The organism is Ligilactobacillus sp. JN-6 (Y).1 (assembly GCF_058111525.1).
Genome location: NZ_CM176599.1, coordinates 2,199,450 through 2,221,171, shown reverse-complemented (window position 1 = coordinate 2,221,171; position 21,722 = coordinate 2,199,450). Strand labels below are relative to the sequence as shown.

At 38.6% G+C, this 21,722-nt stretch carries 26 protein-coding genes, 1 tRNA gene and 1 other annotated feature; of the genes, 23 read left to right on the top strand and 4 right to left on the bottom strand.

The features are described 5' to 3' along the window. Window positions 1-62 precede the first annotated feature (62 nt). The 3 genes from AC3XNE_RS10395 to AC3XNE_RS10385 all read right to left on the bottom strand — a co-directional run bounded on the left by AC3XNE_RS10395 (window position 63) and on the right by AC3XNE_RS10385 (window position 3,147). Complete coding sequence (locus AC3XNE_RS10395; protein WP_489831998.1) at window positions 63-1,271, bottom strand: IS110 family RNA-guided transposase; 1,209 nt, start codon at window positions 1,269-1,271, stop codon at window positions 63-65. Between the two features lie 519 nt (window positions 1,272-1,790). After that, window positions 1,791-2,714 (bottom strand): membrane protein insertase YidC, encoded by a 924-nt coding sequence (yidC, locus tag AC3XNE_RS10390; protein ID WP_489831997.1) that lies wholly within the window; start codon window positions 2,712-2,714, stop codon window positions 1,791-1,793. A 160-nt stretch (window positions 2,715-2,874) separates the two neighbouring features. After that, complete coding sequence (locus AC3XNE_RS10385; protein WP_489831996.1) at window positions 2,875-3,147, bottom strand: acylphosphatase; 273 nt, start codon at window positions 3,145-3,147, stop codon at window positions 2,875-2,877. Window positions 3,148-3,376: 229 nt separating this feature from the next. On the opposite strand from AC3XNE_RS10385, the gene AC3XNE_RS10380 reads away from it, so the two are divergent. The 23 genes from AC3XNE_RS10380 (at window position 3,377) to recN (ending at window position 20,882) form a co-directional block, all read left to right on the top strand. Further along, window positions 3,377-4,543: a hydroxymethylglutaryl-CoA synthase gene (locus AC3XNE_RS10380; RefSeq protein ID WP_489831995.1), complete on the top strand. Its 1,167-nt coding sequence runs from the start codon at window positions 3,377-3,379 to the stop codon at window positions 4,541-4,543. Window positions 4,544-4,672: 129 nt separating this feature from the next. After that, window positions 4,673-5,452, top strand: a complete 780-nt coding sequence (locus AC3XNE_RS10375) for a hypothetical protein (protein WP_489831994.1) — start codon at window positions 4,673-4,675, stop codon at window positions 5,450-5,452. A gap of 49 nt (window positions 5,453-5,501) precedes the next feature. Then, window positions 5,502-5,690 (top strand): hypothetical protein, encoded by a 189-nt coding sequence (locus AC3XNE_RS10370; protein WP_489831993.1) that lies wholly within the window; start codon window positions 5,502-5,504, stop codon window positions 5,688-5,690. A 195-nt stretch (window positions 5,691-5,885) separates the two neighbouring features. Continuing rightward, window positions 5,886-6,776: an exonuclease SbcC gene (locus AC3XNE_RS10365; RefSeq protein WP_489831992.1), complete on the top strand. Its 891-nt coding sequence runs from the start codon at window positions 5,886-5,888 to the stop codon at window positions 6,774-6,776. After that, window positions 6,769-7,767: a hypothetical protein gene (locus AC3XNE_RS10360; protein WP_489831991.1), complete on the top strand. Its 999-nt coding sequence runs from the start codon at window positions 6,769-6,771 to the stop codon at window positions 7,765-7,767. Before AC3XNE_RS10365 ends, AC3XNE_RS10360 begins: the two co-directional genes overlap by 8 nt. Window positions 7,768-7,780: 13 nt before the next feature. Next, entirely contained in the window at window positions 7,781-8,251 is a 471-nt protein-coding gene (locus AC3XNE_RS10355) for a hypothetical protein (RefSeq protein WP_489831990.1), read from the top strand. Window positions 8,252-8,814: 563 nt separating this feature from the next. Then, on the top strand, window positions 8,815-8,967 hold the full coding sequence (locus AC3XNE_RS10350; protein ID WP_489831989.1) for a hypothetical protein: 153 nt from the start codon (window positions 8,815-8,817) through the stop codon (window positions 8,965-8,967). Window positions 8,968-9,002: 35 nt separating this feature from the next. Continuing rightward, complete coding sequence (locus AC3XNE_RS10345) at window positions 9,003-9,410, top strand: hypothetical protein (protein WP_489831988.1); 408 nt, start codon at window positions 9,003-9,005, stop codon at window positions 9,408-9,410. A gap of 504 nt (window positions 9,411-9,914) precedes the next feature. Beyond that, window positions 9,915-9,988, top strand: a tRNA-Arg gene (locus tag AC3XNE_RS10340). A gap of 472 nt (window positions 9,989-10,460) precedes the next feature. Then, window positions 10,461-10,541 (top strand) — a sequence feature (ribosomal protein L21 leader region). A gap of 17 nt (window positions 10,542-10,558) precedes the next feature. Next, a complete protein-coding gene (gene rplU, locus AC3XNE_RS10335) occupies window positions 10,559-10,867 on the top strand; it encodes a 50S ribosomal protein L21 (RefSeq protein WP_489831987.1) in 309 nt (102 codons plus the stop codon). A gap of 25 nt (window positions 10,868-10,892) precedes the next feature. Continuing rightward, complete coding sequence (locus tag AC3XNE_RS10330; protein WP_489831986.1) at window positions 10,893-11,219, top strand: ribosomal-processing cysteine protease Prp; 327 nt, start codon at window positions 10,893-10,895, stop codon at window positions 11,217-11,219. A gap of 28 nt (window positions 11,220-11,247) precedes the next feature. Continuing rightward, complete coding sequence (gene rpmA, locus AC3XNE_RS10325) at window positions 11,248-11,523, top strand: 50S ribosomal protein L27 (protein WP_489833408.1); 276 nt, start codon at window positions 11,248-11,250, stop codon at window positions 11,521-11,523. Between the two features lie 162 nt (window positions 11,524-11,685). Continuing rightward, window positions 11,686-12,747 (top strand): M24 family metallopeptidase, encoded by a 1,062-nt coding sequence (locus AC3XNE_RS10320; RefSeq protein WP_489833407.1) that lies wholly within the window; start codon window positions 11,686-11,688, stop codon window positions 12,745-12,747. A 166-nt stretch (window positions 12,748-12,913) separates the two neighbouring features. Further along, on the top strand, window positions 12,914-13,471 hold the full coding sequence (efp, locus tag AC3XNE_RS10315) for an elongation factor P (protein ID WP_489831985.1): 558 nt from the start codon (window positions 12,914-12,916) through the stop codon (window positions 13,469-13,471). Between the two features lie 24 nt (window positions 13,472-13,495). Then, the gene (locus AC3XNE_RS10310; RefSeq protein ID WP_489831984.1) at window positions 13,496-13,927 is read left to right on the top strand and encodes an Asp23/Gls24 family envelope stress response protein; all 432 of its coding nucleotides are present in this window, start codon (window positions 13,496-13,498) and stop codon (window positions 13,925-13,927) included. Further along, on the top strand, window positions 13,927-14,328 hold the full coding sequence (gene nusB, locus AC3XNE_RS10305) for a transcription antitermination factor NusB (protein WP_489831983.1): 402 nt from the start codon (window positions 13,927-13,929) through the stop codon (window positions 14,326-14,328). Before AC3XNE_RS10310 ends, nusB begins: the two co-directional genes overlap by 1 nt. A 130-nt stretch (window positions 14,329-14,458) precedes the next feature. Next, on the top strand, window positions 14,459-15,310 hold the full coding sequence (gene folD / locus AC3XNE_RS10300; protein WP_489831982.1) for a bifunctional methylenetetrahydrofolate dehydrogenase/methenyltetrahydrofolate cyclohydrolase FolD: 852 nt from the start codon (window positions 14,459-14,461) through the stop codon (window positions 15,308-15,310). Continuing rightward, window positions 15,307-16,653, top strand: a complete 1,347-nt coding sequence (xseA, locus tag AC3XNE_RS10295) for an exodeoxyribonuclease VII large subunit (RefSeq protein WP_489831981.1) — start codon at window positions 15,307-15,309, stop codon at window positions 16,651-16,653. Before folD ends, xseA begins: the two co-directional genes overlap by 4 nt. Continuing rightward, complete coding sequence (locus AC3XNE_RS10290) at window positions 16,646-16,891, top strand: exodeoxyribonuclease VII small subunit (RefSeq protein WP_489831980.1); 246 nt, start codon at window positions 16,646-16,648, stop codon at window positions 16,889-16,891. The genes xseA and AC3XNE_RS10290 overlap by 8 nt, the downstream gene beginning before the upstream one ends. Then, on the top strand, window positions 16,881-17,768 hold the full coding sequence (locus AC3XNE_RS10285) for a polyprenyl synthetase family protein (RefSeq protein ID WP_489831978.1): 888 nt from the start codon (window positions 16,881-16,883) through the stop codon (window positions 17,766-17,768). The genes AC3XNE_RS10290 and AC3XNE_RS10285 overlap by 11 nt, the downstream gene beginning before the upstream one ends. Window positions 17,769-17,777: 9 nt before the next feature. Then, on the top strand, window positions 17,778-18,599 hold the full coding sequence (locus tag AC3XNE_RS10280; protein WP_489831977.1) for a TlyA family RNA methyltransferase: 822 nt from the start codon (window positions 17,778-17,780) through the stop codon (window positions 18,597-18,599). A 62-nt stretch (window positions 18,600-18,661) separates the two neighbouring features. Further along, a complete protein-coding gene (locus AC3XNE_RS10275; protein WP_489831975.1) occupies window positions 18,662-19,120 on the top strand; it encodes an arginine repressor in 459 nt (152 codons plus the stop codon). A gap of 82 nt (window positions 19,121-19,202) precedes the next feature. Continuing rightward, window positions 19,203-20,882, top strand: coding sequence for a DNA repair protein RecN (gene recN, locus AC3XNE_RS10270; RefSeq protein WP_489831974.1), 1,680 nt, complete (start codon window positions 19,203-19,205; stop codon window positions 20,880-20,882). Between the two features lie 73 nt (window positions 20,883-20,955). Here recN and lexA read toward each other — a convergent pair whose 3' ends face one another. After that, window positions 20,956-21,582, bottom strand: coding sequence for a transcriptional repressor LexA (lexA, locus tag AC3XNE_RS10265; protein ID WP_489831973.1), 627 nt, complete (start codon window positions 21,580-21,582; stop codon window positions 20,956-20,958). Window positions 21,583-21,722: the final 140 nt, after the last annotated feature.

The following is a 21,722-nucleotide window of genomic DNA, read 5'->3' as shown; positions in this document are numbered from 1 at the left end:
TCTTTAAAAATATTGAGGAAAGGGCTATCATGTAATCGGAGAGTATTTTGATACTCCGCAGTTTATTGGGACTTCGAGTCCGCGTACGCATAGACGTACTTAGTACCTGTCATGACCATGGCATAGAGACATTTCAACGTTCTGTTCATGCAGGCAACTGTCGCGACCTTATCTTTTTTGGGGATGGGTCGCTTTTTTAGTCGATAGTAATAATCAACGATATGATTAGGTGCGGCTGCTTGTTGTCGAATCATATTGTGGACTATCAGATAAACGAGTGCTCGTGCATGAGGATTACCACGTTTATTAATATGGTCCTGGCGTCGATCCTGACCTGATTGGTAACGATTTAAATCAATTCCGATATAGGCATTAAGTTGGTTGGCATTATCAAATCTGGTGATGTCTCCTAACTCACCAAGTAATTGTGCAGCCGTTAATGAGCCAATTCCCGGCATTGAAATATAAATTTGATATGTCGGCAATGATTTAGATAAGGTCTTCATCTGAGCGACCAATCGCTCTTTTTGCTTGACTAAATTAATTAACTGTCGGCAGTAGTATTTAACTTCTTGCACCTGAATACTATCGAAATCAGTGGCTGGATAGCTAATTTGAGCGAATTTGATTAGTTTTTCGGCATATTTTAAACCTTTGGCTTTCGATAGCCGCTTATCAGTTTGAGACATTAGTTTATTTTTTAGTTTCGTTCGTGACAATCCGTGTACAAAGTCGGGGTGTGGGAACAAAAGGATGACATTTAAAGCTAATTTCGAAACTCGGTTCTTAAACAATTGTTCTTCTTCAGGAAAAGTTTGTTCAAGCGCAGTGTATAGTTTAACTTGTTCCAATTTGATATCTTTATTAACCTGACCGTAAAACCTTGTCAGTTCCCGCAGTTGTCGATAATCTTTGGACCACGCGTTTGTTTGACGATAATTATTTTTCATGACTGAGTGAGCAATTTTATGAGCGTCTGAGCGGTCTGTTTTTACACGACGTAAGTCTTCAGACCGCAGGTGTAGCTCTAGCGGATTAAGCTGTGTATAGGATAAATGATTATTTTGACAAAAACGTACTACTGGACGTGAATAAACACCAGTTGCTTCAAAATACACTGCAGGATCATCAGCTGAATCCGCAATAACTTTCAGATGTTCAAAGCCAATGCGATTGTGCGGACAATCAAACTCAGCTAAGCATTGTTCATCTCGATACCAGACAACATAGCTATGGTTTTTTGAAACATCTAAGGCAATAATATCTGACAAAATATCGCTTCTTTCTATAAAAATATGAAGTTATTACTGTCCCTTCCAACGCGACATATCATTTCCTAAACACGGCCTCACGGGTCCTCAATCTTAAATCATATTTGTGCGTTGAAAGTGACGAAGGTCTTTTTATATTACGGACTCGAAGTCCCAGGGGCTATGGTCGACCTTAACTCCACTTTTAGTGTAAACAAAAAGTTCTGATATGAAACGATAAAAATCATTTCATATCAGAACTAATCTTAGATTGTTTTTTTATAGTGTTGACTGGCCCAAAGTTTCGAGAAGAAGGGCCCGGTCGATGGTTAACTGGTCCAAAATTCGAGAAAGTAAGGTCCAGTCGATAACTGACCGGACCCAAATTTGATAAAGAAAAGTTCGGTCAAGGAAGAGACGGACTAAAGGTTCGTTGGATTTAAAACGACTTGACTAATAAGAAAGAGAAGCCTTACCCAGTACTGTTTGTATGCAAAAAACGTTCCCCACAAAATTGGGGAACGTTTTTATTAGTTCTATTTAGTTATGCCGTTGTTGTTTGCCAGCATTACGTTGGCGATTTTTATTGTGCATCTCTTGTTGATGCTGTTTTGTCTGATTAGCCTCCTGTTTAACAACGGGAGTCGGTTTTTTGGTCGGAGCCTTAATAGGATTCTTTTTAAGGTCCTCGGCGACTCGTTTTTTGATCCGTGGACGCATAAATAGGATCGCCAGTGTTTGTAGACAGGCAAAGATACCACCAACAAAGAAATAAAGACCTAAACCGGCAGGGGAAACGTAAGTGATCCCGGCGGTCATGATCGGGCTAATTACAAGCATGGATTGCATTTGTTTCTTTTGTTGAGGATCCAAACCGATCATAGACATATATCCCTGAACTGCATAAATGATAAATGTTAAAGCAGTTAAAATAAAACTTCTACTTCCTAGGTTGATCCCAAAGAAATAAGAACTAGATAGTTCAGGAGAATATTGAATAGCAGCATACAAAGCAGCAAAAATCGGCATTTGGATCAATATTGGTAAGCAACCGATCCCACCTGTCATTGAAATGTTGTTGTCCTTGTATAAGGCCATCAATTCCTGATTTGCTTCCATTTGCTCTTCTTGACTCTTTGCTTCTTTAGAGCGCTTTTGAATATCTGTCATGTATGGTTGGATCGAAGCCATTTTTTCTTGCTGGATCGTTGATTTGCGAGATTGATTTATCATTAATGGCATTAAGATCAATCTTACGATAAAGGTGATCAAGATAATTGCCCATCCAAGATTATTGCCTAATTGTTGTGAGAGCCAAAACAGTAGATGTTGTGTCGGGACAGCTAAATTGTCGTAGAGCCAGCCATAAGGATGACCGCTTTTAGTCCTGCGCACACAGCCGCTGAGAAAAACAACTAGGATCATAAATAGTGGAAAGAGCCTGGTTAATTTCTTTTTGTTCATTTCTAATTCCTTTCACATAGTAAAATACACAACCTGTATCTTAACATAAACTAAAACGGTAATCTATAAAACTAAAGTTTTTTTATATTAAAATGGTAAAATTACGGTAAACTTTTGGTAGAAAAAACCACCATACTGAGAACTATGGTGGTCAGTGATACTAATAAACAACGTCAAAGCCAGTGTAATCTCCTGGAGAGATCTCGGAAACTTCAACATGATCGACACGCCCTGCGGGAGAAGGAGAATCCTTGATACCTGCGACAAACTTGTCAAGTGTTTCCTCATCTGCCTGAGCTTCGATATAAACATCGCCATTCATTAAATTACGAACGACCCCGCTGACGTTGAGCTGGTCCGCGAGCATCTTAGCCGTGTATCTAAACCCAACCCCTTGGACCATACCAGAAACTGTCATTTTGATTGTTTTCAAATAAGGCACCTCCTATCAAACATATTTATTATACTACAAGATTTTTAATGTATGCATGTCTGACAATACTTCATAGAAAACTTTATACTAAAGGAAAATATTTTGAATTTTGCTAGTTTCTTTGGTAGTAGGGTATAATATTAAAGGCAGCTAAAGGTATTATCTAATGTAGATGATTAGGCACGGTAAGGATATAATATAAAAATCGTTATCAGATAGGAGTTATTTTATGAAAATTGGGATCGATAAAATTGGTTTTGCTACATCGCATTTATATGTAGATATGGCAGAACTGGCTAAGGCGAGAAACGAGGAGCCTGGGAAATATTTAGTAGGATTGGGTCAAAAGAAAATGGCAGTGGCTTTACCTTCGCAAGACCCTGTAACGCTGGCATGCACAGCGGCTGAAAAAATTTTAACAGTTGAAGATAAAAATGACATCAGCTTGGTAATTTTTGGAACAGAAACTGGTATCGATAATTCTAAGGCTGCTTCCATGTATGTTGCAGAACTTTTAGGGCTCTCCAAAAATATTAGGTCTTTTGAGATCAAACAGGCTTGCTACGGTGCAACGGCAGGCATTGCAATGGCCAGAGGGTATTTGGCATTGAATCCGGATGAAAAAGTGCTCGTGTTTGGCGCAGATATTGCACGTTACGGTATCAAAACTTCTGGTGAAGCGACACAGGGAGGCGGGGCGATCGCTTTATTGTTGAGTAGAGACCCTGCTATCTTAGCTCTGGAGCAGCAGACATCATATTTAGCAGAAAATGTGATGGATTTCTGGCGTCCTTTAGGCCATGTCGAGGCACTAGTACAAGGTAAATATTCTTCACAGGTGTATTTAGAATTTTTTGAAAAGGTTTATACTGATTATTTAAACAAAACCGGTTTATCTCTGACGGATTTTAATGCTTTGGTCTTTCACTTACCATACACAAAAATGGGTCTTAAAGTACTTGGAAAAGTAACGAATGATGCGACACCTGAAACTACAGCTAAATTGCAAGCAGAGTTTGAAGCATCACGTGAATATAACAGAAATGTTGGTAATCTTTATTCAGGCTCACTTTATTTGAGCTTGCTTTCATTATTGCAAAATAGCGACGATCTGAAAGTGGGACAACGTATCGGACTGTTTAGTTATGGTTCAGGTGCTCAAGGAGAATTTTTTACCGGTATATTGCAACCCGGATTTTTAGCTTTTGCGAGGGATAAGACTGTCGCAGAAATGTTAGCTCAGCGAAAGCAAGTGAGTGTTAAAGAATATGAAGAGATCTACCGTACTTCTTTACAAACAACAGACAATTTTTCTATCGATACATCTGGTGATCCTGCCCCGTTCATTTTTACAGGGGTAAAAAAAGGTCGAAGGCAATATTTATACCAGGGGTAGAGTTATGAAGGTCGTATTGCGGCCTTTTTTTGTAGATATTTTTTAATGAGCGTTGAGTGGAAAATTAATGATCAAAAACAAGTCCTTTTGCGTATCTATTTGTAGATATAAAATTTAGGAGTGAAGCAAATGCAGACAGCAAAAGAATTTTGTGATGTAAAAATCTACCCACAGACCAAACAGATCAATGAGATCAAAAAATGTTTGGAACTTAGCAGGAATGTCATCTGCGAATTAGATAAGTTGCAAGTCGATACAACATCGGATGTCGTTATAGTAGATAAGAGTAGAGAGATCGTTAAGCGTTTTGTCAACAGAGGAAATCATCATTTAAATCGTTTGGCTTTAAACACTGTTGTTGGCGTACTTTGCCAATATCGTTTTAATTGTAAAACAGCTAACCAGGCTGAGGATCCTAAAAATTTAGGCTTTCCTGGTGATTTTATTGCTAAAGCGGGACTATGTTGTTTGTTCACGAAAGAACCTGGAAAAGCTTTGCTGGTGAACAATTTATTGATGTTGCCGATTTTGGGGACAGTTCCTATTGAACGACCGTGGGAACATTGTTTTAATAAGATTACTTTTATGTTTATTTACCGCTTAGGACAAACATATCGTGCAAGGATATATAGCAGCTGGCCATTTGAAAAACCGCAAAAACAAGAGGACTCATGGTTAGGGATGAACTTGGGTAAACATAAGCTGTTGTTTTTAAGCGACGGGAGTAGTTTCTCTTATTATCATTTATTGAATGATCGAAAAAAACAAAGGGGACAATTTAAAAAAATGGATGCGTTCATGTATTATAGTGAGATTTATGAAAAGATTTACCGGCCGAACTTAACGGGCTTGATCATTCTTGGCTCTCAAATACCCGGTTCAACTGCCAACAAGCTGGTCAACGTTTGAAAGATACCACTTTTTAACTTTCTTGTTGGAAAAGGCTGTTTCAGTTGGCTTGAAAGTAAGAGTTGTGCCTGAAACTCAGCTCACGGGTAAAAATGATTTTGAAAGGGCGCAGGTTATCAGACATGCAACCAATTCTCAAGAAGTTATTGATATTGAAAAATTACTTGTGGTTCTCAGACATAACTTGACTAAGGTTTCTTTGAACACTGAAGATCCTCGATTTGTTTTGAATTATTAACATAATTGTTAAGCGAGGATCGTCTTTCATTTGTACTTTTTATCAAGCAGAATACGGTATTTTTTACTAGTCTGTTAAAAACCCTACCTATACCAAACGTTCAATACAGTTGAACTTGGATAATTTATATGTGACAATAAAGTCATTAGAAGGACGATGGATGCCAGATGCATCGTTTTATTAGGGGAGATTAACATGGCGAACACGAATGAATTTGTTTTATCTGATCACGGTGACGCGACTTCGGCGGTTATTCAGGCTGTAGTCAACAAAAGTCGCTATCTTCAAATGCTTCATGAAGCTTTAGAAGATCAAGACGATCGTTTAGTTTATCAATTGATCAATTCTGAAAAATATGCTCGTGAAGTACAACAAGCAAGACACATATCGGCTGATCCAAGTAATGAAGCGTTAGTTGAAGATCTACATGATAAGTTAAGCGCTTTTTTAAGTCAAAAGTTGATCACATTTTTACGAAATAAATACCCCTTCTTTTATTTTGAAGAAATCGGAGAAGGACAATATCAGTTTTATTTTGGAAACTGGTGGGGTCGTCGGTTGTTTGGAACACTTGATGTCTTGAATGTTTCTTTTGATTTCGATGAAGGAGAATATCAAAAATTAGCACGTACGTTTTCGCTAGAAAAACAGCAAAAACGATTAAATAGTGATCAGATCGAGCAAGTATCAATAGAAAATGATAAGTTGCAGGAGTTGATTGACTCACAAGATCAGCGTGATAAACAAAAAGCAGATCTGCGCTCCCAAATCAAACAAATTTCGCAAGAAAAAGTGATGCCGTGGGAAGCTAATAAACAAAAAGAAGAAAAACAGGCACTAGTTGATAAATTGACAGAGTTGACAGAGATCGACGAATCTTCAAATAATGCTTTTCAACAGATCAGGCAAAATGAAAATCGGATCTTAGAATTATCTAAGGAAGATACTTTGCTCAGTTATGAAAAGCAGAGTATTGTGGCAAAATTTGGTAGTTTTGAGAATTTTGAGGAGCAAAATAAAGTTTTATATCGTGATTACATCGCACATTTGATTGCAACTAAAGGGCAGGTGAGTGCTGATGAGTAAAGAAAGTCAAAAAGAAACAACAGTTTTTCAACCCGATGGTACGATCACAGAGGCCAAATCACAAGAAGCTGCTATCAGCACGTCGGCTCGTTTGCAAAATTATAATGACCAACTCAAAGACAGTTTGCGACACGGTATTTCTTTTACTGAATTACTGGATCAAATGGTCAGCACTAACGATCCACATAAATTGTTGGATGCAGCTATGAAATTGATCAATTATCGTTTAAATTCGGCTTTTTTGATCTTTCCACAACAATATAGTCAAGCCGATTTTTATTTGATCTTTTTAAGTAGACTGTTGCAGCAGCATGATCAAGATCAACTGATTTTACAATCGAGCGATCGTAATCAGGAATTGTATCATGAGTTTCCAGGTATTAATAATGAAGGCTACTTTGTTTTTCAAATCGATCCGGTTAATGAAGGCGGTGCTTACTACGTTGAAAAACAAACCGGAGAGCGGTTATTTTACTTAAATTTTGCAAAAAGTGTTTTAAAAGTTAATGCAGCTGCGATCACTTCACTGTTGGTAGTTAATTACCAAGATAAATTTGTGTATTCGACTGTTAAAAAATTCGTTTTATTACTGATCAAGATCGGCAACTTCTTTAAGGAAGATTTTGGCTTTGATGTAGACTTTAATATTTTAGACCAGTCTAATTCTGCAGTTTATCCAATTATTAAAATAGATCTTCCAAATGAGGCCTTGGACAAGCTGTTCGTTGCCGCTTCTCAGGCGGGCTATATGTTAAAAGCAGGTAGTAAAGGAGAGGCCATTTTGGGATTGAGATCAGATCTAGTAGTCACTTTCGGCAGTGAAGACCAGTTGATCGGGAATGGACAAAAACAATGGGCTATCAATGTCAGTGATGAAGAAGAAGATTTATCATGGTTTGATATATTGTTTAACTATGATTTCGTCCGAGATTGGTATTTAAATAATTTAAATGTACTTGAAATCCAAGTCGACCCTAGGTATTTTAATTAAAGAAGGATAATATTTGAAAATCAATGAAATGAGTTTTCATGCAAGGCACGCTATGCTGCCTTCGTATTTAAAAATGACGAACTTTTCGGAAAGGGAGCAACAAGCTGCTCTGTATTCAGACCTCTCTTTATCAGTCAGCGAGATTTTTTTAGGCGTTCGTTCTGATGATACGGAAGTAATTTTGGATAAATTTTGCTGTGTCGTCTGTAGATTTTTACTTGTTGCAAGTAGTCAAAATATGATCGACAAGTTTTTACTAGAAACACAACAGTTTGAGCAACTTAGAAGTAAGTGGACTAGTAAGTCTACTAATACAGTTTACTTAATTGTTGAGCAGCAGATACAAAATGCTTATTTTAAGCATCAAACTGATGATTTAGTTCACGCTTGGCACCTGTGGCTAAAGTTTGGAGCTGTGGATCTACATTTTTCTGAGAAAGAAATAGAAGAAGAGTTTTTGCGCCTGTTTCCTAATGAGAGTTAAATGCAAGTATGGTTTTAATAGAAGAGCGGATGCTTTTTAGTACTGTTCTTCTTTTTTTTTGCTGTAATTGTTGATTAATATTTTTAGATAAAAATTACGAATTGTGTAGCTATATGATCTATTTCGCTTTATAATGGTCTTTAAGGGAGAAAGAGGATTTGTGTACAACAATTCTCTACAGCTCACTCTTTTTGGGAGTGAGTTTTTTATTTGCTATGATCAGATGTGGTTAGTTTTTCAAATTTTGATTTAATAAATAGACGACTGCTTTTGTTTTGGAAAAATTGCTTGTCTTTTTTAATGTTCAGCTGGACGTGGTCCTCTAAAGTTAATATTTATTCTGTCTGATCCATTTTAAAAACAGCGTTGAATTTATGAATAGCTCGATTATTGTGTGCAATTTTTTATCTAATATATTTTATGCTAAGGTCGAAAATGTATTTTTACTTAGAGCCGAGGATGTTGATTTTGGACAAATGACAGGTCGAAAATGGATTTACCTCTATATAATTGGTCAAGATAAGAGCTGTTGTTTGTACACAAGATATTCGAGGAGGAATAAAATGGAAGAAGAAGAAAGATTAGCGGCAGAGATCTTGGAATTGGAACCCAAAGTTAGAGAGTTCATCAATAAGGGAGATTCGTCTGAAGCAATAAAATGTCAGCAACAAATTTTAAAGAACAAAATGGAACTAGCAAGATACAAGAAATTTTAATTCTTAGGTTTTGTATGATTTAGAAAGGAAGCCTAATGGTTTTAGTGGGGAAAATGAAAAACATCAGTAATATTATCAGTCGAGTTTACAGTGGTCAAGATGGGCAAGGCCAAGAAATAATCGTCAACGATAAAAGGGCTTTGCTGAAAAGTGATGAGAATGTACATGATGAAAGATTTTTATTTTCTGGTGTTTTTACGGTCAATGAAAGCGAAAAAAATGATTATGATGCTTATATCTTTTGTGTTAAAGATAATTTGCCGGAATTCTTTATATTTGATGGTGAACAATTGCTTTCATATATTAGCCACTACAAGCAAAATAGAAGAGTCTCCGGATTGTATTTAGGACGAACTAAAGAGGGAATGTTGATCGACCATAAAGACGATCAGGAAATAGATGTCAGCCAATTTTATAATAATTGGAGTATCTTAGAAAGCTAAAATGTAAGCCGTCACGTTGCTGAGCGGTCGAAACAACCGGCCTTTTTCATGTGGTACAAGTATTCATAAAGTTTCTCACATGTTAATATTTAGTTGTTAGCATTCCCTATGTTAACAACTCTATATTTCGTTTTTCAACTGAATAAAAATAAGTTCACTCTATCTGAGTGGACTTATTTTTGGTCTAAATATATCTGAAGTACGGCCATTGAATCTAAGCTAATTTCTTCAGCAATAGGCTACTTTCTGAACTTTAATATTATTATAGTTATAAGGTGGAACAGTGGTATAGTGATAAAAAAGAGAATTTATGAAACTACTCCAGGCTAAAGAGACTTAAACAGGATCATCGTGAATGTGTTGAGTGTAAGCGTCAAGGCATGGTAACTACCAGAGATGAAGTCTTGACTGTTGACTTTTCAAAAACGGAAGCTCGATCAGTAAACATAACAAAAATTATATTGACATAATCTGTGATTCTAGCCTATAATGTACCTTGATGTTGGTTCGGTAGCTCAGCTGGATAGAGCATCCGCCTTCTAAGCGGATTGTCGAGAGTTCGAATCTCTCCCGAATCATAAAAGATAGATATAAATTAAAGTTCGACCCGTAGAAACGTTGGTATTACAACGTTTCTTTTTTGCTTACAAAATAAGGATAATGAAAAGGTGATACGAAAATCGGCTATTACCGTCGGGATCTTATATATTAATTGACAAAGGCGTCATGCCGCAGCACAACACCTTTTAATTAAAATATTAAATTAAACTGTTCAAATTCTATCACACAAATAAATCAAATTCTATTTTTCGTCTGTACTATCCCGCCTCTATAATACCGTTGCAGCTCCTAGACTGCGCCCGATCACGCGAAACGTCATCAAATTAAATCTTACCTGAGCAAATTATTTAACTCTTAACTGCAGTTTAGTATAGCACATAGTTTGATTAATTAAAAAATACCCTTTTTTATAAGCGCAAGTTTTTACAGCGAAAAGCGTTGACGGAGAGTTCTTTTTCTGCTAACATGAGTACGTTGTATTTGTGCATGTCACAACTACAACCGCACGTTTTAAGTCTTAAGTACTCAGTGAGCCTGAGTCACTACATTACGGCGAGTCTAAGTCAATTACAAGGAGGTGCACATTGATGTACGCAATTATTAAAACAGGCGGCAAACAATACAAAGTTGAAGCTGGTGAAGCGATCTATGTGGAGAAGTTAGCTGCAAACGCAGGTGACAAGGTTATTTTTGACCAAGTTGTTCTTGTTGGTGGTGAAAAGACTGCTATCGGGACCCCAGTTGTTGATGGTGCCAGTGTTACTGGTACTGTTGAAAAGCAAGGTCGTGAGAAGAAGGTCGTTACTTTCAAGTACAAACCTAAGAAACATTCTCATACAAAACAGGGTCATCGTCAACCATACACAAAGGTTGTTATCGATGCTATCAATGCCTAATTGAATCTAAGGAGTTGCATGTTGAATGATCAAAGCGCATTTTTCTTATGCAAAGGATACTCATTGCGGTTTTTCGTTAAAAGGACATGCTGATTCTGGAGAATATGGTTATGATATTGTATGTGCTGCGGTTTCTGTTTTAGCGATCAATACTGTTAACAGTTTGGAACAGCTAGCATTAGCGACACCTCAAGTTGTGTCAGATGATGAGAATGGTGGATACCTTCAGGTTTCACTTGATCAAGATGAGGCTAAAGATCCAGCAGTCCAATTATTGTTAAACAGTTTTGAATTAGGGATCCGGAGTATTACAGATAATTATCGCGATTATATAATGATCGACAATGCATAATATACTAGGAGGTGCTCGTGTTATGTTAATGAATTTACAATTATTCTCCCATCATAAGGGGGGCGGTTCGACTTCTAACGGTCGTGACTCAAAGGCTAAGCGTTTGGGTGCAAAACGTGCCGATGGTCAAACTGTCACAGGTGGTTCAATTTTGTACCGTCAGCGTGGTACACATATCTATCCAGGTATGAACGTTAAAATTGGCGGCGATGACACATTATTCGCTACTACTGCAGGTGTCGTAAGATTTGAACGCAAAGGTCGTGACCGGAAACAAGTTTCGGTTTATCCTACAGCAGAATAATTTTTACGCGATCAATATCGGGATTCCATTGTGGGGTCCCGTTTTTTTTTGACTTTCAAGGCTGTAAACTGGTTTATGTACTTGAATTAAGTTTCATGCATGTTATAGTAGCTAACTATTTGATATACTGGCAGTATACGTTTGATGAAAGGCATGATGATAATGACGACACGTCGAGTAAAAAAATTGCAAGCTAAATTTGCAGAATTCAAAATTGATGGTTTTTTGGTAACAGATCCACTTAACATCTATTATTTGAGTGGCTTTACCGGTGATGACGGTGTTTTGCTGATCACAGAAGGAAATAAATACTTAATAACTGACTCGCGCTTTGAAGAACAGATCAAAGCAGAAAATCCTGACTGGAACGCAGTCATTACTAGAAACTATCTCAAAAATGCCTGTGGTTTGGCACAAGCTGATCATTTGGCTGCTATTGGTTTTGAAAATACAATCGATTATGCTTCTTTTGATTTCTTGGATGAGACTGCTGTTTGCGATATCGTTCCTTTTGATGGGCTGGTTGAGCAGTTAAGAGCGATCAAAGACGACCAAGAAGTTTCTATACTTAAAAAAAGCTGTGCGTTAGCCGACGAAGGATTTCAGTTTGTGATCGAGCATTTGAAAGCTGGCCAGACAGAGTTGGATATTGCTAACGACTTAGATTATTTCATGAAAAAACATGGAGCCTCTGCTCAGTCCTTCGAAACGATCGTTGCCAGTGGGGAACATACTACTTGGCCACATGGGACAGCTACTTCACGCCAAATTACGAACGGTGATCTGATCACGCTAGACTATGGCTACTTCGTCGATGGTTATACCTCTGACGTTACACGTACTTTTAGCCTCGGTAAACAAAGTGAAAAAGTCAAAGAAATTTATCAGGTGGTGCTTGAAGCCCAAAAAGCGACTATCGAAGCAGTTAGTGCTGGTGTTAGTGGTGCCCATCTTGATGACGTAGGTCGTTCAATGATCGAAAAAGCAGGTTATGGCAAGTACTTTAATCATGGAATGGGACATGGTATTGGTTTAGATATTCATGAGCTGCCAAACGTAGGTCGCAGGTTCGACGACGTGATGCTGGCCGGTCAAATCATTACGATCGAACCAGGTATTTACGTTCCGGGTATCGGTGGGATCCGGATCGAAGATGATGTTTTGGTAACTGAAAATGGTTCTGAAGTATTAACACATTCTGACAAGAATTTGTTGGAATTATAATTGTTGATGTTTTTGAAATTACTTTTAGACTATTATAGTAGACAATATGGACGCGTGGTAATTTGACAAAGCTACGGATCCACGTGAAAATGTAGTGTAATAGTTTTGAGACTAGCACAGGTACTGAGATAAAGTTAAGTTAAATTTACAAGGAGGATTATATTAAATGATTTCAGTAAACAATTTTAAGACAGGTTTGACTGTCGAAATAGATGGTGAATTATGGCGAGTTATAGACTTTCAACACGTTAAACCTGGTAAGGGCTCAGCTTTTGTTCGTTCTAAATTGAAGAATTTACGGACTGGCGCTGTTCAGGAAAAGACGTTCCGTGGTGGTGAAAAGATCAACCAAGCACAAATCGATCGCAAAAAAATGCAGTATTTGTATGCCGATGGTTCGAACTATGTCTTTATGGATACAACTACTTATGAACAATTAGAATTACCAGCAGAATCGATCAAAGATGAGCTGAAATTCTTGAAAGAAAATATGGTCGTTAGTGTTATCATGTATGGCTCAGAAACCCTTGGGGTCGAACTGCCAAATACTGTTGATCTAGTGGTTTCTGCCACAGAACCTGGTATTAAAGGTGATACAGCTTCTGGCGGATCTAAACCTGCTACAATGGAAACAGGTCTAGTCGTCCAAGTTCCATTTTTCGTCAATGAAGGGGATACTTTAACTATTAATACGGTTGACGGAACTTACATTTCGCGTGCCTAATTAATAATACGAGGAGGTTTAGTAATGTCGGACGAAAACAATATTGTTTTGACCAGCAGCCAGCCAGACCTAGGAGAAATTCAAATTACCCCAGAGGTTGTCGAAGTGATTATCGGGATCGCTGCCAGTCAAGTTGAAGGTGTTTATTCGATGCACGGCTCTATTGTAAATAGTTTTTCAAAACTATTTGGCCTTCAAGACCGTAAACAAGGAGTCAAACTTGCAGCAGCCCAAAATGAATTAAAGGTTGATGTTAATGTCTTCTTAAATTACGGAGTTTCTGTACCTAAAGTAGCTTCTGCAATTCAAGACAAGGTGGCACAACAGGTTTTGTTCATGACAGGGTTGGAGCTGGCGGCAGTCGATGTTCATGTTCAGGGCATCGTTCCTGAAAAAGTGGAAGCAACAGTCGATCCAAATAATATTTTTGGAGAAGAAAAAGAGGCAAAGAAGTAATGGCTATAACAAGGCATAAGGTACGCCAAGGTGCTTTTCAGGTTTTATTTGCATTACAAAGCAATTTAGATGCAGATCCCGATACGGTTTGTCAGCAAATTTCAGAAGAAGAGATCGGGGAGCAAAATGTTCCAGAATATATGCATACTTTGGTACAAGGCGTTTTAGAGCACCAATCAGAAATTGACGGTATGCTCGCAAAGCACCTTGATTCAAAATGGTCACTTGATCGTTTGAGCAAGACTGATTTACTGATTTTAAGGATCGCCGTATTTGAAATTAAGTTTGAAAGTGAAACTCCTGATAAGGTTGCTTTAAACGAGGCTTTGGAGCTCGCTAAGGCATTTAGTGATGATAAATCACGCCGGTTTATCAATGGGGTTTTGTCTAACCTCTTATAGTGTAAAAGGTCCTGCAGCAGTTGATCCTGCTCGGGGCTTTTAATTTGCATGCGGAGAATTATTGCATTAGTTTTGTACTTAGCAATGTGCTAAAATTAAGAGTAAATGATTTTTGTGGTGAGGTAGTTGAATGGCAGTTTTAATGGATGGAAAGCAGCTTTCCCAAAAATATCAGAGATCTTTGTTGGAACAGACAGTTCAGTTAAAAAAGAAGGGGATAGTTCCGACATTAGCAGTTTTGATGATCGGAGATGACCCTGCCAGTCAAATTTACTTTCGAAGTAAGAAAAAGCTTGCTGCTAAGGTAGGTATTGATGTTTATGATGGAGTTTTGCCCGCAAACTCCTCGGAACATGACGTTATCAAACTGATTGAAGGTTGTAATGAAAATGAAGCTGTACATGGTATTTTAGTTGAATTGCCGCTTCCAAAACACTTAAGTGAAAAGAAGATAATGGGTGCGATCTGCCCGGCAAAAGATGTTGATGGTTCTCACCCCTACAATATCGGCAGGTTATTTATGGATGAGCCAGGGCCTATCCCTTGCACACCAGCAGGGATCATGGCCTTGTTTAATGAATATCGGATCAAAGTTGCTGGTAAACATGTTGTAATAATTGGTCGTAGCAATATAGTAGGTCGCCCGTTAGCAGCCATGTTACTTAATGCTGATGCAACTGTTACTATTACCCATAGCAAGACTAACAATTTAGTCGAGATCACCAGGGAAGCGGACATTTTGGTAGTCGCGGCTGGACGGCCAGAGATGATCACAGCAAAATACATCAAACCCGGTGCGGTAGTTGTTGATGTGGGGATCAATCGGACACAGACAGGAAAAACTGTCGGTGACGTTGATCAAAGTGATGTGGTAAGGTCAGCCGGCTTTATGACCCCAGTACCCGGTGGTGTTGGACCGATGACTAGTGTAATGCTAATGCAACAAACAATTGAATTTGCAGCAAAGGAGTTGAAAATTTGACTACGGATAAATACTTGACTGTTACAGCTTTGACACGTTATTTGCATAGAAAGTTTACAGTTGATCCATACTTGCAAAAAGTTTTTCTAACAGGGGAAATTTCAAATTTTCGTTTACGAACTAGACATCAATATTTTAGTATCAAAGATGATAATGCTAAAATCAGTGCAGTCATGTTTCAGTCTAATTTCAAACGCGTAAAATTTACTCCTGAAGAGGGGATGAAGGTTTTGGTCGTGGGTCGGATAGACCTTTACGAACCAAATGGTACATATCAGATAAACGTTGAAAGCATGCAACCTGATGGTGTGGGTGCTTTGTATGAAGCGTATGAGCAATTAAAAAAGAAACTTGCTGCCGAAGGGTTATTTGCTGTTGAAAAAAAAGCGATCACACGTTTTCCGAAAAAAATAGCTGTTGTTACTAGCCCTTCTGGTGCTGTTATTCGTGATATTATAACGACAGTTAAACGACGGTATCCGATCGTGCAGCTAGTCTTATTTCCAGCCGTAGTTCAAGGCGAGCAGGCAGCGGATTCTTTGGTCGGTAGGTTAAAAGAGGTTGCTCAGCATGACGACTTTGATACGGTGATCATTGGGCGTGGTGGAGGCTCGATCGAGGATCTGTGGCCATTTAATGAGGAAAAAGTAGCTCGGACCATGGCGGCTATTCAAATCCCTGTTATTTCTTCCGTGGGTCATGAGACAGACACCACGATCGCTGATCTGGTTGCTGACTTGCGAGCACCGACCCCAACGGCAGCGGCAGAGTTAGCCACACCTGTTCGTTCGGATGAAGTCTTAAAAATAAAGCAACAAAGATTACGGTTGATCCAGGCAATGAAGACAGTTTTGGATCGTAACGAACGTCAAGTAGCTCGTCAGACTGAATCTTATATTTTTAAAACACCTGGTCGCTTATATGAAGGCTATCTGCAAAAACTTGATTTTTTAAACTCTAAACTTGCGTCGACTTTTAAGCAAAGATTATCTCAGAGTCAAAGAGAGCAATTGAAGTTAAATGGTCGTTTGAAGATGGTAGATCCTGAACCCCACATTGAGAGGTTAGAAGCTGACTTGTCCGCAAATAAACAGCAATTAAAACGCAATATGCAGCGCTATTTGTCTAAGCGTAGGAATGAACTCGCACAAGCTGCTGGTAAGCTGAATGCATTGAGTCCCTTATCTATTTTGGGACGTGGTTATTCTTATGTCAGTAATGATGGAAAGATCGCTAAGAGTGTGAATGACTTGAAGATAGATGATAAAGTGCTTTTGCATCTGGCAGATGGGACAGCTGATGCACGTATTATAGCTACTAAGGAGGAGAAAGTTAATGACTGAAGAAAAAAAAGAACAAACTTTTGAAGAAAATTTAGACGAATTGGAAAAAATCGTTTCTAAATTAGAACAAGGCGATGTTCCTTTAGAGGAAGCATTAGATTCTTTTCAAAAGGGAGTTAAACTTAGTAAAGAATTACAAAGTACTTTAGAACATGCTGAAAAAACTTTAACAAAAGTGATCGATGAAAATGGTGAAGAACAAGTCTTTGAGCAGGAGCAAGATAATAATGGTCAATAATACTATTTCTAGCCTGCAGGCAAATGAGATCAGTGAATTAAATCGGCAAATGACTAGCCATTTGGAGTCGTTAACTAGTCAGGATACCTTACGTGCGGCGATGAACTATTCTGTTATGGCTGGGGGTAAGAGGATCAGACCGTTGATCGTTTTTGCCACATGTGCCAGCTTTCAAAGTCCGATCTCTGAGAGTGCATATGCTGTTGCGGGTAGCCTTGAATTCATTCATACGTATTCTTTGATCCACGATGACCTTCCTGAAATGGATAACGATGATCTGAGAAGGGGGAAACCCACTAATCATAAAGTTTATGGCCAGGCCATGGCGGTTTTGGCTGGTGATGCCTTATTAACAGAAGCGTTTGCGTGGTTAGCACAAGCTAAAGTCTCAACGTCTGCTAATTTAAAATTGGTCGAGAAGCTAGCGCAGGCGGCTGGTCCGACGGGGATGATTGCTGGCCAGGCTCGTGATATCGAGAGTGAGGGGCAACGATTATCTTTGCAACAACTGAAGACATTACATGCTGGCAAAACCGGTGCTTTGGTCCAGTATGCATTCGAAGCAGGTGGTATCTTAGCAGGAGTTTCGGAGCAGCAAAACCGTTTATTGCGACAGTTTGGTTCGTTTTTTGGCTTAGCATTTCAAATTTATGATGATATTTTGGATGAGACATCGACTGCTGAAGAAATGGGTAAAGCTGTTCATAAAGATCGCTTTGAACACAAAAATACTTATCCCAGTTTATTAGGGCTTGATGGTGCTAAACAAGCACTCAATGAGACACTGGCAAAAGCTAAAGATGTTTTAGAGCAATTGAAAAACTTAGATGTGCGACCAGAATTATTTGACGAATTACTAGGGTATTTTAAAATATAAGGTAGGAAAATGAAGAAAGAAAGAATCGATGTATTATTAGTACAAAAGGGCTTGTTTGACAGTCGTGAACAGGCAAAAAGAGCCGTGATGGCCGGTGAGATATTAGGCGAAAACGAGGAACGGTTAGATAAACCTGGGATGAAGATCGATCCTGCAGTGAACCTACATTTTAAAGGTACAAAAATGCCGTATGTTAGTCGTGGCGGTTTAAAGTTAGCCAAAGCTTTAAGGGTTTTTAATATTGACTTGACCGGAAGGACGGTCTTAGACATCGGTTCTTCTACTGGCGGTTTTACTGATGTGGCTTTACAAAATCACGCACGGTTGAGTTATGCTTTAGATGTCGGGACTAACCAACTTGTGTGGAAATTACGTCAAGATAAGCGTGTTGTCGTAATGGAAAATACTAACTTTCGTTACAGTAAGTTGGCAGACTTTAAGAAAGGACAACCAGATTTTGCTTCGATCGATGTATCGTTCATTTCATTACGTTTGATATTGCCAACACTGCATGAGATCTTAAAAACGGGTAAAGACGTTGTTGCATTGATCAAGCCGCAATTTGAGGCTGGCAGAGAAAAAGTCGGTAAACATGGGATCGTGAGAGACGAACAAACGCATTTGGAAGTTTTGACTGCTATCTTAGAGTTTGCGAGAAAAAGTGGTTATAATGTTAATGCATTGGATTTTTCCCCCATTACTGGAGGGATGGGGAATATTGAATTTATTGTACATTTAGTAGCGTGTCCTGAAGGTGAGCAGGGAAAAGACCTCTCGCAAGATCTACTGGTTGAGGTAGTAAAAAAGGCTCATCAAACATTACTGCATTAATTTTTTGAATTTTTAACTGTCATGGGGGCAGAATTATTTGAAGTGTGGGGTAAGTGGATAATATGAAGAAACATGAACGACATAAATTGTTAAAACAATTATTAGTAGAAAATACGGTCTATCGGCAAGAAGACTTGGTTGAACTTCTGGCTAACCGTGGTGTTGAAGTTACCCAAGCAACCATCTCACGAGATATTAAACAGTTGCAATTGATCAAAGTTCCTTTAAACGATGGCAGTTATCGCTACACTCTACCATCTGAAAAGGAAGTGGACACAGCTGTTAAATTAAAAAAGACATTACAAGATGTGTATGTTAGCTCAGATGTTCATGGTGAAATGTGTGTATTAAAAGTCCAGCCCGGTAATGGCCCGACTGTTTCTAGTCTGATCGAACAAATGAACTATGCCGAAATTTTTGCATGTATCAGCGATGATGACACGATCATGGTCTTTAATCGTTCGCAACAAGGGGCAAGTAAAGTTCAAACAGATTTGGAAAAGATGGCCAGTGAAAATTAGAGTGGAGAGCCACTTGATTAAAAAATGCTCGCTTGTCTACATAGTATAGATAAAAATTAGGTTTCATTGGAGGCGAAAGCGTTTGTTAAGTAGTTTAACTATTAAAGATTTCGCAATTATAGATAAAATTCAAATAGACTTTCAACCTAAAATGACGGTATTAACTGGTGAAACTGGGGCAGGAAAATCAATAGTGATCGACGCTTTAGGATTGTTAGCCGGAGGACGGGGCTCATCTGATTATATCAGAAAAGGTAAGAAAAAGGCCTTATTACAAGCGCTCTTTATTTTGCCCGTAGATGCAGCCGCCTACAAAATATTAGATGAAGTTGGTATCAGTTACGATAACAGCGGCTTGATCTTACAGCGTGAATTGTACCGTAATGGGCACAATATTTGTCGCATCAACGGAGAATTAGTCAATTTGGCGAATATGAGACGGGTCGGAGAGACCTTGATCGATATCCATGGGCAAAATGAACATCAGGAATTAATGCGTCCAGAAAGGCATTTATCCTTACTAGACAGTTTTGCAGATCAGCAATTACACACACTGAAAAATAGTTATCAGGAATGCTATCAGCAATACCGGCAGGCTAAGAACAGTCTGGAAAAGAAAGAAAAAAATGAAAATGACTGGGCACAACGCCTTGATATGTTACAATTTCAAGTTCAAGAAATAGAAACGGCTCAACTGCGACCGGAAGAAGAAGAACAGCTTGCTGAAGAAAAGGAACAGTTGGATAATTATCAGGCTATTCATGATGCTTTAGAAAACAGCTATCAGTTATTATCTGGTGAAGAGATCGATGCATTGGGACAGGTTGGTTCAGTAATGGAGCAAATGCAACATGTTTCTGAACTTTCTTCTGATTTAGAGCAAATCAGCCAACGTATTGCAGATGCTTATTATGGTTTATCCGATTCAGTGCGAGACATTTCAAATCAATTGGCAACTATGGAGTGGGATGAGGGCCGTCTAGACCAGATCGAGCAGCGTTTAGAAGAGATCCATCAGTTAAAAAGGAAATATGGGAATTCTATTCCAGAAATTTTAACTTATTATCAAAAAATCAAAACTGAATTAAAAGACATGCAGGAAACAGATGCAGATTCAGACGAATTAAAGCAACATGTGGATGAGTTGTTTAATAAGTCTAAGAAAATCGCACGGCAACTTACCAGTCAAAGAAAAAAAACTGCAGTCCAGCTGGAAAAGGCTGTTCATGAACAATTAAAAGCTTTGTATATGGAAAAGGCCGTTTTTTCAGTCAAGTTTTTGTCCCAGCAAAATGATCAACTTAACTTTGAGGGAATGGATCAAGTCGAATTTTATATTCAAACTAATCCCGGTGAATCGATGGGTCCATTGTCGCGGATCGCGTCTGGTGGTGAACTGTCGCGGATCATGTTAGCGTTGAAAACTATTTTTGCGCAGCAACAAGGTGTCACGAGTATTATTTTTGATGAGGTCGATACAGGTGTTAGCGGTCGTGTAGCGCAGGCGATCGCTGAAAAGATCAGTGTGATCGCCAAAGGTTCTCAAGTTTTATGTATTACACATTTGCCACAAGTTGCTGCTGTTAGTGACCATCATTATTTAGTTACCAAGCAGTTTCAAAAGGGGCGCACAGAAACAAAAGTTAAGAAATTGAGGCAGTCTGCTAAAGTTGAAGAACTTGCCAGGATGCTTGCAGGCACTGAGATCACGGATCTTGCGCGTGAACATGCTGCGGAATTGTTAAAGATGGGCCATTCTTAAAACAAAAGGGCTATTGCATTTAAAAAATCCAAGTAGTCTAAACAAAATAAGATTACTTGGATTTTTTTGTTTTTTAGCTGATAAAGTTACGGTATAAACCGACAACTTTGCCGAGAACGGTCACAGAATCTAAAATGATCGGAGCCATTGTGTCATTTTCAGGTTGGAGTCGGAAATGATCCTTTTCTTTGAAGAATCGTTTACAAGTTGCTTCGTTTTCATCAGTCATAGCGATGATGATATCTCCGTTGTCCGCAGAGCGTTGTTGTCTGACGATCACTTCGTCACCATCAAGGATCCCGATATTGATCATGCTTTCTCCTCTGACAGTCAACATGAAGAGATCTTGAGCAGAATCATAATTAGGTGGTAGGGGGAAATAATCCGTCGTTTCTTGAACTGTTAAAATGGGATTACCAGCTGTAACAGTACCGAGAACAGGTATTTTAGTAGTTTTTTCACCGATACCAAGTGCCTGCATCCCGGCAGTCGTTATTTCAAGAGCACGTGGCTTGGTTGGGTCTTTACGTATATAGCCTCGTTTTTCTAAACGTGCAATGTGTCCATGGACAGTTGATGTTGAAGAGAGATCGACCGCTTCACCGATCTCACGGACAGTAGGTGGGTAACCTTTCTCATGTACACATTCGTAGATGAATTTTAACACGGAGATTTGTCGTTCTTCGATTAATTTGGACATCACGAACACCTCATTTAATTTTTATAGTCTAAGCGTATCACATTACGTATGCCATTTCAAACTAATGTTCGGATGAAATACTTGAGTTTTTGCTATTAATTGTTTAACATAGTGTGTATCATAATTGAAGCAAATTTTTA